A 12093-nucleotide genomic window follows, 5' to 3' on the forward strand; every position below is an offset into this window, starting at 1 on the left:
TATAGGCATCGCGCGATGAAGCGCGCTTATCCGGATACGCTCTCCCAAGGTCGGGACCGCGTGTCCTCACCGAATAAAAGCAGCAAAGCCGCTGACCGGACCATGCGATCGAGCATGGGTCTGGCCTGCGGCTTTTTTTTCGTGTCCATTTCCGTCATGGGGAACGCAATATGGCTACCGCTTATTGGGATCGTGAGGGCGAGGCCGCTGGGGCCACGCCCGCGACAAGCTTCTGGAAGGCCGGCCACACGCCGACCCTGATCGCCGCCTTTCTGTATTTCGACCTCGCCTTCATGGTCTGGGTGCTGCTGGGGCCGCTCGCGCCCATGATTTCCAAGACGCTGATGCTTACCCCGGCCGAAAAGGGGCTGATGGTCGCCACGCCGACGCTCGCGGGCGCTTTGTTGCGCGTCGTCAATGGCCTGCTGGTCGACCGGATCGGACCGAAGCGGTCGGGCGCGATCAGCCAGATCATCGTCATCGTCGGTCTGCTGACGGCTTACCTGCTGGGCGTGAACAGCTTCGGCGGCACGCTGGCGCTGGGCGTCATCCTGGGCTTTGCCGGGGCCAGCTTCGCCATCGCGCTGCCGCTCGCCAGCCGCTGGTATCCCGCCGAACATCAGGGCAAGGCGATGGGTCTTGCCGGCATGGGCAATTCGGGCACGGTGCTCGCCTCGCTGTTCGCCCCGATGCTGGCCAAATTGTTCGGCTGGAACGCGGTGCTGGGCCTTGCCTGCATCCCGCTGTCGATCGTTTTCGTGGCTTACATGCTGATGGCGAAGGACGCGCCCAACGCACCCCCGCCCAAAAAACTGGTCGATTATTTTCAGCCCTTGAAGCAGGCCGACGCTTGGTGGTTGATGGCATTCTATGCCGTGACGTTCGGCGGTTTCGTCGGCCTTGCCGCCTCGCTGCCCATCTACTTCACCGATCAGTTCGGCCTGACCCCGATCATCGCGGGCTATTGCACGGCCGCCTGCGTGTTCGCCGGATCGCTGGTTCGCCCGATGGGTGGCGCGCTCGCCGACAAGATTGGCGGGGTCAAGACGCTGACGATGGTCTATCTCGTGGCGGCGCTGGCCCTGTCGGGCGTGGCCTATGCCTCGACGCTGACCGGGGCGCTCGGCTTCTTCGTCCTCGCCATGCTCGCGCTCGGCACCGGCAACGGATCGGTCTTTCAGCTCGTGCCGCAGCGTTTCGGCGCGGAAATCGGCGTCATGACCGGCCTCGTCGGCATGGCCGGCGGCATCGGCGGCTTCTACCTCGCCAGTTCGCTCGGTATCGCCAAGCAACTGACAGGCAGCTTCTCGTCGGGCTTCCTGATCTTCGCCGGTCTCGCCCTGATAGCGCTGCTCGGCCTGACTTTGGTCAAGGCGCGGTGGCGCGCAAGCTGGAGCACCGGCGCGCGCATCTGAAAATCGCATCTGAGCGGTTGGAGAGGAGGCGGCGGTCCATGGAGGCCGCCGCCCATTTCTTTCCTGCGCACTATCTCGCTCGCCTCGACAGGAATCGCTTGAGCAGGTGCGTGATTCGGATTATGTTGCAGTGCAAGAGGGCAAGGTCGCCCTTCCTATATAGCCAGACCGGTCCATGGACGGATCGGTGCGGCGCAAATGATGGCAAAGCCGCCATCCTGACTTCCGGTTTTTTTGGGCCGGGGATCAGGATGGCGGCTTTTTATTTTTCTGGAGTCACGAGGATGGAATTTCAGGACGGGATCGACCCGGCGGCGGACAGCGGAGAGTCTCTCTTCGTGCCGGCGGAAGATGCACGCGAACATCTGGTCGTGGTGGGCAACGGCATGGCCGGCTGCCGGGCGGTCGAGGAACTGCTGGCGCGCGATGCGGGCCGCTATCGCGTCACCATCTTCGGCGCGGAACCGCATGTGAACTATAACCGGATCATGCTGTCCCCGGTGCTCGCCGGGGAAAAGACATTCGAAGAAATCATCATCAACAGCCAGCAATGGTATGGCGATAATGGCATCGATCTCATCACCAGCGATCCGGTCGCTTCGATCGACCGCGCGGCCAAAACCGTCACCAGCGAAGCGGGTCGCACGGTGGGTTATGACAAGCTGCTGATCGCCACCGGCTCCGATCCGTTCATCATCCCCGTGCCGGGCAAGGACCTGCCTGGCGTCATTACCTTCCGCGACATGAAGGACGTCGATTCGATGCTCGCGGCCGCGCAAGCGGGCAAGGCGCTGGGCGGCGGCGAAGCGGTGGTGATCGGTGGCGGCCTGCTCGGCCTCGAAGCGGCGCATGGCCTCACGCTGCGCGGCATGAAGGTCACGGTCCTGCACATCATGCCGACGCTGATGGAGCGTCAGCTCGACGAAGCCGCCGCCTGGCTGCTCAAATCCGCGCTGGAGGGCCGGGGCCAGACCGTCCTGACCGGGGCCGATACCGCCGAAATCTACGGAGACGGCAAGGTCGAGGGCGTCCGCCTGAAGGATGGCCGCGACATTCCGGCGAGCCTGGTCGTGATGGCGGTCGGCATTCGCCCGTCGGTCGCGCTGGCGCGGGAAGCCGGTCTTGACATCGGTCGGGGCATCAAGGTGGACGACCATATGGTCACCAGCGATCCGCACGTGCTGGCGGTCGGCGAATGTGTCGAGCATGACGGCAATGTCTATGGCCTCGTCGCGCCGCTGTGGGACATGTGCCGCAGCTTGGCCGACGGCCTGACCGATCAGCATTCGGGCTATAAGGGGTCCGTAACCTCGACCAAGCTCAAGGTCGCGGGCCTCGACGTGTTTTCCGCCGGCGACTTTTCCGGCGGCGAAGGGTGCGAGGATATCGTGCTGCGTGATGCCTCGCGCGGCGTCTACAAGCGTGTCGTGGTGAAGGACGATCGGGTCGTGGGCGCTGTGCTCTACGGCGATACGGCTGATGGCGGCTGGTATTTCGACCTGCTTCGGCGCGGCGAGGATATTGGCGACATTCGCGACCTGCTGATCTTCGGCCAGGGTTTCGCCTCGGGAGGAGGCGCGCTGGACCCTAAGGCGGCCGTTGCGGCGCTCTCGGACGATGCCGAGATTTGCGGCTGCAACGGCGTCAGCAAGGGCCAGGTCGTCGCCTGCATCAATGGCGGCGCAAGCAGCCTCGACGCGGTGCGCGCCGGGTGCAAGGCGTCGGCGAGCTGCGGCTCCTGCACTGGTCTTGTCGAAAATCTGCTGGCGGTGGTGCTGGGCGACGACGTCCAGTCCGGCCCCAAGACGATGTGCAAATGCACCAGCTTCGGCCATGACGATGTCCGCCGCGAAATCGTCGCGCAGGCCATGCGCTCGATCCCCGAAGTCATGCAGAAGCTGCACTGGACGACGCCAGATGGCTGCTCCTCCTGCCGTCCCGCGCTCAATTATTATCTGCTCTGCGCCCTGCCCGGCGATTATGTCGACGATCAGCAGAGCCGCTTCGTCAACGAGCGTATGCACGCCAATATCCAGAAGGACGGCACCTATTCGGTCGTTCCGCGCATGTGGGGCGGTCTCACCAATCCGCGTGAATTGCGCGCCATCGCCGACGTGGTCGAGAAATATGACGCGCCGATGGTGAAAGTCACCGGCGGTCAACGGCTCGATATTTTCGGCATCAAGAAGGAGGATCTGCCCGCCGTCTGGGCCGATCTGAATGCCGCCGGCATGGTCTCGGGCCACGCCTATGGCAAGTCGCTGCGCACGGTGAAGACCTGCGTCGGCTCCGAATGGTGTCGCTTCGGCACGCAGGATTCAACCGGCCTTGGCGTCAAGACCGAACGGATGACCTGGGGGTCGTGGATGCCGCACAAGTTCAAGATCGCGGTGTCGGGCTGCCCCCGCAATTGCGCGGAAGCGACGATCAAGGATTTCGGCATCGTCTGCGTCGATTCGGGCTATGAACTGCATGTCGGCGGCAATGGCGGCATACACGTTCGCGCCACGGACTTTCTGTGCAAGGTCGCGACCGAGCAGGAGGCGCTCGACTATTGCGCCGCCTTCACCCAGCTTTATCGCGAGGAAGCCCGCTATCTGGAACGCACCGCGCCCTGGATCGAGCGGGTGGGCGTCGATTATGTGAAAAGCCGCATCGTCGAGGACGAGACCGGCCGCGAAGCGCTGCGCGCCCGCTTCCTCTATTCGCAAAGCTTCAGCCAGGACGACCCGTGGGCGAAGCGCGCGGCGGGCGAGGAAAGCGAACTGCACCAGCATCTCGCCGAAGTGCGTCCCATGGAGTTTGTCGCATGATCCCCAATGACAATGTCGGCCAATGGCTGGATATCGGCCCGATAGAGCAAATCTCGCCCGGCCACGCCCGTACGCTGCCGGTGCGTGGCGGCGAGGAGATCGCGATCTTCCATACGCTCGACAATAATTTTTTCGCGCTGGTCAATAAATGCCCCCACAAGCAGGGACCGCTCAGCCAGGGCATCGTCCATGGCAGCGTCGTCACCTGTCCGCTGCACAACTGGAACATCTCGCTCAAGACCGGCAAGGCGCTGGGCAGCGACGAGGGCTGCGTGCCGACCATTCCGCTCAAGGTCGACGCCGGGCGGCTGTTCCTGCTGCGCGAGGCGGTGATCCCGGCGGTGCCCGCGACGAAGGCGGCGGCATGAGCGAGGCCGCGATCCGCACCACCTGCGCCTATTGCGGTGTCGGCTGCGGCATCGCGGCGACGCCGACGGGGGAGCGATCGGTCCAGATCAGGGGCGATGAGGCGCATCCCGCCAATCGCGGGCGTCTCTGTTCCAAGGGCACGCATCTGGGGGAGACCGTGGGTCTCGAAGGCCGGTTGCTCAGCCCGATGATCGGGGCCAGGCGGGCGAGTTGGGACAAGGCGCTCGATCTGGTGGCGAAGCGGTTTCGCGACACCATCGCCCGGCACGGGCCGGACAGCGTCGCCTTCTATGTCTCGGGCCAGTTGCTGACCGAGGATTATTATGTCGCCAACAAGCTGATGAAAGGTTTCATCGGTTCGGGCAATATCGACACCAACAGCCGCCTGTGCATGTCGAGTGCGGTGGCGGGACATAACCGGGCGTTTGGCGAGGACGTCGTGCCCGCCAGCTATGACGATCTGGACGAGGCGGACCTGATCGTCCTCATCGGATCGAACACCGCCTGGTGTCACCCGATCGTCTATCAGCGCATCCAGGCCGCGCGGGAGGCGCGTGGCGCGAAGCTGGTCGTGATCGATCCGCGCCGCACCGAGACCTGCGAGGGGGCGGACCTGCATCTCCCCCTGAAGGCTGGAACCGACGTCGCGCTGATGAACGGCCTGCTGGCATGGATGGATCGGGCGGGCGGCATAGATCCCCTGTTCATGCAGCACAGCGTCGATGCGCCCGACGGCTTCTGGGACCAGATCCGCAGCGGTCACGATCTCTGGTCGACGGCAAAGACCTGCGATCTGCCGCCCGCTTTGCTCCAGCAGTTTTTCGAACTGTTCGCCGCCACCCCGCGTACCGTCACGATGTTCAGCCAGGGCATCAACCAGTCGCTGCGCGGCACCGATCAGGTCAACGCGATTCTTAACGTCCATCTCGCCACCGGCCGCATCGGCAAGCCGGGCGCCGCGCCCTTTTCGATCACCGGCCAGCCCAACGCCATGGGCGGGCGCGAGGTTGGCGGGCTCGCCTCCACGCTGGCGGCGCATATGGATTTCGCGCCCGACAATGTGGCGCGCGTCGGCCGCTTCTGGGCTGCGCCCGCCATGGCCGCCAAGCCCGGCCTCAAGGCGGTCGATCTCTTTCGCGGCACTAGCGAGGGCCGGATCAAGGCGCTGTGGGTGATGGCGACCAATCCCGCCGTGTCCATGCCCGACGCCGGACGCGTGCGCGAGGCGCTGGCGGCCTGTCCTTTCGTCGTCGTTTCCGATGTGATGGAGCAGACCGACACCAGCGCCCATGCCCATGTCCGGCTGCCCGCCGCCGCTTGGGGCGAGAAAGACGGCACCGTCACCAACAGCGACCGGACGATCAGCCGCCAGCGGGCGCTGATGTCACTGCCGGGAGAGGCGAAGCCGGACTGGTGGATCGTTAAGGAAGTCGGGCGGCGCATGGGTTGGGGCACCGCCTTCGCCTATGAACGGCCTGCCGATATCTGGCGCGAACATGCGCGGCTCACAGCCTATCAGAATGACGGCGCGCGGCTGCTCGATCTGCGCACCCACGCGACGATCGGCAATGAAGCCTATGATGCGATGGAGCCGTTCCGCTGGGGCGGCGCGGCCTTTGCTGACGGGCGCTTCCCGACAGCCAGCGGCAAGGCGAAGCTCGTGCCGGTGACGCAATCGGATGTGCAAAAGCCGCTGCGCGACTGGCCGATGACGCTCAATACCGGCCGTTATCGTGACCAGTGGCATACTATGACCCGCACGGGCCTGTCGCCCAAACTTGCGCGCCATCGCGAGGAACCGCTGGTCGAACTGCATCCGCAGGACGGCGCGGCGCTGAGCCTTGCCGAGGGCGACCTCGCCCGCGTTGCGACGCCGCAGGGCGACAGTCTGTTCCGCGTGCGGCTGGAAGCGGGGCAGCGGCCGGGCGAGATTTTTACCCCGATCCACTGGACCGACCAGCAATCGACGGGCGGGCGCACCGGCCTGTTGCCCCGGCCGCTGGTCGATCCGCATTCGGGACAGCCGGGCTTCAAGGCGACGCCCGCGCGGGTCGACAAGGTCGTTACCGAATGGAAGGGCTTCCTGATCCTGCGCGGCGCAGAGCCCGTGCGCGTCCCCTGCCTGTGGGCGACGCGCATCACGGTGCCGGGCGGCGCGCTCTATGAGGTCGCGGGCAATGGCGATCCCGCGCGGCTCGAAGCCTGCCTGCCCAAGGGCGAACGGGTCGAGGCGATCGACGTCACGCGGGGAACCCGCCGGGTCGCGATCATCGCCGATGGCAAGCTTGCGGGCATATTGATCGTCACGCGTGACGGCCTGCTGCCCGCGCGCGACTGGCTGATCGATCAGCTTGGGGCCGATGATGTCGGCGCATCGGTGCTGGCCGCGCGCGGGCCGGGTCGGCAGGTCGACAAGGGCGCGATCATCTGTGTCTGTTTCGATATCGGCCTCAACAGCATCGTCGCCGCGATTCGCGAGCAGCGACTCGTTGACGTACCCGCCATCGGCAAGGCATTGGGGGCGGGCACCAATTGCGGTTCCTGCCGACCGGCGCTCGCCACTATCCTGAGCCAGCTTCCAACGGAGACTCTCGATGCAGCCGAATGAGTGTATCGCGCCGGGACAGGTCTGGCTGGTGGGCGCGGGGCCGGGCGATCCGGACCTTTTGACGCGCAAGGCCGAACGGCTGATCGCCGCTGCCGACATAGTCTTTTACGATGCGCTGGTGGGTCCCGGCGTGCTCGACCTTATCGCTAAGGGCGTCGAGCAGGTGAGCGTCGGCAAGCGATCGGGCCGCCATTCCAAACAGCAGGAAAGCATCAACGACCTGCTGTTGGCGGCAGCGCTGGCGGGCAAGCGCGTCGTGCGGCTAAAAGGTGGCGACCCGTCGATCTTCGGCCGGTCCGCCGAAGAGATGGATCATCTGCGTGGCGCTGGCGTCGTCGTGCATATCTGTCCCGGCGTCACCACCGCGAGCGCAGCGGCGGCAAGCGCGAACGCGTCGCTGACTTTGCGCGGCAAGGCGCGCGGGCTGACGCTGGTGACGGCGCATCTGCGCGCGGGCGAGCCGTTGAAGCTCGACTGGGCCATGCTCGCCCGGCCGGAGGGGACGATCGGCATCTATATGGGTCGCGCCGCGGCAGGCGAGATCGCCAGGTCGCTTATCGCGGCGGGGCGTGACCCCGAAACGCCGGTGCTGGTAGCGGTCAACGTCTCGCTGCCCGGCGAGCGTCTGATCCGCGGCAGATTGTCGGGCCTGGCCTTTCTGGTCGCGACGATCAGCGACGATGATCCGACCCTGCTGCTGATCGGCGAGGCGGTCGCTGCGAGTCCCTGTGCGGCGGTCCAGATCGCGGTCGGGACTCAATCCAGATCACATTCGGCCGGCTAAATCGCAAAAAAGCTTATTTTCCTGCCCTTCCTGACGCAGCGAGCGATGGACCCGCGCGCGCAGGCTGGCTATGTGCGCTGTTCATCACAAAGAAAGGCACCTCCATGAACAATAGTGATCTCGCCGACAGCGTGGCCGCGACCGGCGGCATCTCCAAGGCCGATGCACGCGCGATCGTCGACGGCGTGTTCGCCGCGATTGCCGAGGCAGCTTCGAAAGGCGAAGAAATTTCGCTCAGCGGTTTTGGCAAGTTCAAGGTGAAGGACTCGCCAGCGCGCGAGGGCCGCAACCCCGCAACCGGCGCGACCATTCAGATCGCCGCGTCCAAGAAGCTGACCTTCACGCCTGCCAAGGCTGTCAAGGACCAGCTCAACGGCTGATCGCGCGATCGCCGGAAGCCGGCCATGAATCTGGACGACCAGCTTCATCGCTATTTCGGCGTCGTGGATATCGAGGCTGTGCCGCCGGACGCGCTGGCGGCCGGTATCGAGCGCATGCAGGTCGACCTCGGTCTGGAAACGGACCGGGGTCGACGCTTCGCCTTATGGTCGCTGCTGTTCCTGCTGGGCGGCGCGCCGGACCTCGACAAGGCGTTCAAGGACCCCGCCGACCGCGATGCGGCGCGCACCTTCATGCATTTAAGCGAGCAGTAAATCGCGCCCGCCGGCGCCCTCTACCCGGTTGCTGCCCGCATCGATTGAAAGGCGCCGCGCACGGCGAGATGCGCCGCCATCGCGGCTGCGTCCATCGGCCGCCCGAACAGCCAGCCTTGCAATCGCGCACAGCCTGCTTGCCGCATGACCATCGCCTGGCGAGCGGTTTCGACCCCCTCCGCCGTCACCGGAAGCCGCAGCGCATCGCCGATCGCCACGATCGCCCGCGCCAGTTCCGATGCGCCCGCCTCTTCGTCGATCTGCGCGATGAAACTGCGGTCGATCTTGATCCGGTCGAAGGGCAGGCGCTGCAAATAGCCGATGCTGGCGAACCCGGTGCCGAAATCGTCCAGTGCGACGCGGACGCCGGTCGCCCGGAGCTGATCCAGTATCTCACCCGCCGCATCGGGGCGCCGCAGCAGATAGCCTTCCGTAATCTCCAGTTCCAGCCTGTGCGCGGGAAAGCCGGTTTCGGCCAGCACGTCACGGATGGTATGGCCAAGGCCGCGATCCCAGAATTGCGCGGGCGACAGGTTGACCGCGAGGTCCACCGTCCAGTCGAGCGCCTGACGGCAGGCCTGCACCAGTACGTCGCGGCCCAGCGCGACGATCAGCCCGCTTTCCTCTGCGATCGAGATGAAGGTCTGGGGCGGCACCGCGCCATGATCGGGGTGCGACCAGCGCGCCAGCGCCTCGACGCAGACGATCTGTTGCCGGCCGGCGTCGACGATCGGTTGGAAGACGACGGCGATCTCGCGACGCTCGATCGCGAGGCGCAGATCCTGTTCCATCCGCTTTCGCATCTCACGTCCCGCATCGAGCGCCGGATCATAGGCGCGGGCGCAATTCTTGCCCCCAGCCTTCGCCGCGAACATCGCGACATCGGCGCGTCGCACCAGTTCCTCCGCACTGTCGCCCGCTATGCTGGCCGCCATGCCGATGCTGATGCCGAGCGCCACGCGATAGCCGCCGACGATGAATGGCGCTTCGAATTGAGTCAGGATCGATTGCGCCTGCCGTGCGGCGTCATCGTCGATGCCTTGCAGCAGCACCGCAAATTCGTCGCCGCCGACCCGCGCGACCATGACGGCGCGGGGGCAGGCGCGGTTGAGCCGGTGCGTTACTTCGCGCAGCAATTCATCGCCAGCGCCATGGCCGTAGACGTCGTTGGTTTCCTTGAAACCGTCCAGATCCATATAGAGCAGGCGCAACGGCGTGTCCGCATCCAGGCAAGCATGGAGGTGGTCGAGCAAAGCGCGCCGGTTGAACAGGCCGGTCAGCATGTCGCGGCATGCCAGATGCTGGGCGCGCGTCTCGCTAAGGCGCAGCGCGTCGATGCCTCGCCGGGTCCGACGCAGGATGATATAGCCCACCGCCAGCGAGCAGAGGCCGACGAGGAGAAATGCCGGAAAAATCTTGTCGCGCAACGCAAGGCCGGGGCGGCTGGCGGTCCAGCCGATCCGGGCGACCGGCATATCGTCGCTGCCGCCTATGCCGATGCTTTCCCCACTTTGCCGAACGCCCTCTTTAAGGACTTGCAGGGCCGGCGTCCTGTTGTCGCGCGACAGCCCCGCCAGGAAGGCGGGAGTCACTTCGGCTGCGACAAGCACCGCATGGCGGCGGCCGGGCGGCAGGCTGACCTTGTCCGTGAGCGGAATGATCGCGGCGACCGCAAAAACATAGAGCTTGTCGCCCGCGCGGCTGAACCCGACGCGAGAGGCGTTCGCCGGATGGATCGAATCCACCTCGGCGAGGGTCCGCACAAATGCCGGTCCCAGCGTTTTTCCGACATCGAAGGGGGCATGCGAGCGAGCGCCGTGGGCGAACACATAGGTTGGCCTGTCCGCGCCATCGACAACCACGACATAGCTATACCCCTGGCTTTTGCCGAGATAGGGTCCGAGATTATCGTCGGCCCAGCCACTGTCGAACCGGCGGACGAGGTGGACGACCGCATCATCCCAAATCGCATAATCACGCATGTCGCGCAGGGTCATCGTCGCCGCCGTCCTGAAGGCATTTTCGACCAGTTGGCGTTCGCGTCCCCGCTCCATGCTGTCCTGAACGGTCGTCAGGTGGAACAGCAGCGCGAACAGGCATCCCAGGCTCAGCCCGACGAGCAACAGGATGGGCCATAAATGGGTCAGCGGCACATACCATGGCATGCGGGCAAGCGACGGGCGGATGGGGGCAGGGCGCGCGGGACGCCGGGCTATAAGGTCCTTCAGTGACCGCATGATGCTTTGTCCGCTGCCCTGGTGCGCGCCCCTTGGCTGAACGCCCAGCGATCCACGGCTGAACCTATGGGGTGGCGCTGCGTCGGCGCGCGTGCCGCGACCGGATGTCGCCGGCTCATTACGGGGTCCGTTCCATGTTCGAACCGGGGTAGGTTTGGAAGGTTAAGGCCCGGTGAAAATCGCCCCGATTAAAGTGGACCGATGTCCGGCTCAGCGAAGGCGGCGCGGGGCCTGCGCATGGGCGCGCAACTGTCGTTCGGCCAATGCGCCGAATACCAGCCCGATGATGGTCCATAACAGGGCCTGCATCCCGAGCGAGGCGATTCGGAAGGTCCAGAGCAACACCGCCGGGAAATCGCCGGGGACCTCATCGATCGCGGGCAACGCCAACTGCGCCGCGACGATCACGGCGAGGTAGAGCGCCGCGCCCGCCAGCATGGCGTCGAAGGCGCCAAGCCGGCCAACGAGGCCTCGCGCTGCCTTTATGGAAAGGACCAGCGCCGCGACCGAGGACCCAATCATCGCGAAATAGGCAAGAGTGCGAAACCCGACCGTCTCGTGCAGGCCGACGGCGGGCGGCGTCGCCGGATATTTGAGCGCGGGGACGAGCGCGACCGCGACAAAGGCCCCGGCCGCAAGCAGTAGCGCCAGCGATCGTGGGCCGATCTGCCCCACCCGACCATAAGCGACCGCGAAAACCAGCGCAAACAGGCCGCCTACCGCCGCGCCATACAGGACCACGGCCGTCAGCAGGCCAAGGCCTTTCTGGGTCGCGCGGCTGACCAGTTCAGGTTCGGGCGCAGCGCTCATGGCATGGGCCATCGCGGCATGGCCGGATTCGAAGGCGATCGCCAGATCGACCTGGGGTTCAGCGAAAAGGCGCGCGAACAGTGTCGCGAGCACAGCGGCGATCACGCCGGCAATCATGCCGCGGATCAGGAGGTTCCGCGCCACGGATCAGTGGCAGGGAAAGCCGAGCAGGTGCCGCCCGTCATGGACGAATTCATGCACATACATGCCCTTGAACAGCGACATGGCGCCCTGTTCGGTGCTGACGAAATAGAGGAAGATCATCGCGAGGGTCAGGCCGAAAATGGCCCAGGGCAGCAGCTCGCGAAGGGGGATCGCGGTGCCGTTGCCGACCGGAATGAAGGCGTCGTCTGGAAAAAGCGTGGTAACCGCCATGTTCAGTCTCCTTGCGGGATGTGCGCGTC

10 protein-coding genes are annotated in these 12093 nt (G+C 65.5%); 7 read left to right on the forward strand and 3 right to left on the reverse strand.

Going from position 1 to position 12093, the window contains the following annotated elements; all coding sequences use genetic code 11:
• The first annotated feature begins 170 nt into the window (after nucleotides 1–170).
• The 7 genes from WG907_RS02055 (at nucleotide 171) to WG907_RS02085 (ending at nucleotide 8642) form a co-directional block, all read left to right on the forward strand.
• Entirely contained in the window at nucleotides 171–1415 is a 1245-nt protein-coding gene (locus WG907_RS02055; protein WP_340230912.1) for a nitrate/nitrite transporter, read from the forward strand.
• Nucleotides 1416–1699: 284 nt separating this feature from the next.
• Nucleotides 1700–4228, forward strand: coding sequence for a nitrite reductase large subunit NirB (gene nirB, locus WG907_RS02060; protein ID WP_340230914.1), 2529 nt, complete (start codon nucleotides 1700–1702; stop codon nucleotides 4226–4228).
• A complete protein-coding gene (nirD, locus tag WG907_RS02065) occupies nucleotides 4225–4596 on the forward strand; it encodes a nitrite reductase small subunit NirD (protein WP_340230915.1) in 372 nt (123 codons plus the stop codon). The genes nirB and nirD overlap by 4 nt, the downstream gene beginning before the upstream one ends.
• Nucleotides 4593–7205 carry a molybdopterin-dependent oxidoreductase gene (locus tag WG907_RS02070; RefSeq protein WP_340230916.1) on the forward strand — a complete coding sequence of 871 codons (2613 nt, stop codon included), beginning with the start codon at nucleotides 4593–4595 and terminating at the stop codon, nucleotides 7203–7205. The genes nirD and WG907_RS02070 overlap by 4 nt, the downstream gene beginning before the upstream one ends.
• Nucleotides 7192–7989, forward strand: coding sequence for a uroporphyrinogen-III C-methyltransferase (gene cobA, locus WG907_RS02075; RefSeq protein ID WP_340230917.1), 798 nt, complete (start codon nucleotides 7192–7194; stop codon nucleotides 7987–7989). The genes WG907_RS02070 and cobA overlap by 14 nt, the downstream gene beginning before the upstream one ends.
• A 104-nt stretch (nucleotides 7990–8093) precedes the next feature.
• Nucleotides 8094–8369, forward strand: coding sequence for an HU family DNA-binding protein (locus tag WG907_RS02080; RefSeq protein WP_340230919.1), 276 nt, complete (start codon nucleotides 8094–8096; stop codon nucleotides 8367–8369).
• A 24-nt stretch (nucleotides 8370–8393) separates the two neighbouring features.
• The gene (locus WG907_RS02085; RefSeq protein ID WP_340230921.1) at nucleotides 8394–8642 is read left to right on the forward strand and encodes a hypothetical protein; all 249 of its coding nucleotides are present in this window, start codon (nucleotides 8394–8396) and stop codon (nucleotides 8640–8642) included.
• A 20-nt stretch (nucleotides 8643–8662) separates the two neighbouring features.
• Here the strand turns inward: WG907_RS02085 and WG907_RS02090 are convergent, their stop codons facing one another.
• The 3 genes from WG907_RS02090 to WG907_RS02100 form a co-directional block, all read right to left on the reverse strand.
• Nucleotides 8663–10879 (reverse strand): putative bifunctional diguanylate cyclase/phosphodiesterase, encoded by a 2217-nt coding sequence (locus tag WG907_RS02090; protein WP_340230922.1) that lies wholly within the window; start codon nucleotides 10877–10879, stop codon nucleotides 8663–8665.
• A gap of 210 nt (nucleotides 10880–11089) precedes the next feature.
• On the reverse strand, nucleotides 11090–11833 hold the full coding sequence (locus WG907_RS02095; RefSeq protein ID WP_340230923.1) for a CbtA family protein: 744 nt from the start codon (nucleotides 11831–11833) through the stop codon (nucleotides 11090–11092).
• Between the two features lie 3 nt (nucleotides 11834–11836).
• Nucleotides 11837–12064, reverse strand: coding sequence for a CbtB domain-containing protein (locus tag WG907_RS02100; protein ID WP_340230924.1), 228 nt, complete (start codon nucleotides 12062–12064; stop codon nucleotides 11837–11839).
• Nucleotides 12065–12093: the final 29 nt, after the last annotated feature.

Source organism: Sphingobium fluminis, assembly GCF_037723805.1.
In the GTDB taxonomy this organism is placed as follows: Bacteria; Pseudomonadota; Alphaproteobacteria; order Sphingomonadales; family Sphingomonadaceae; genus Sphingobium.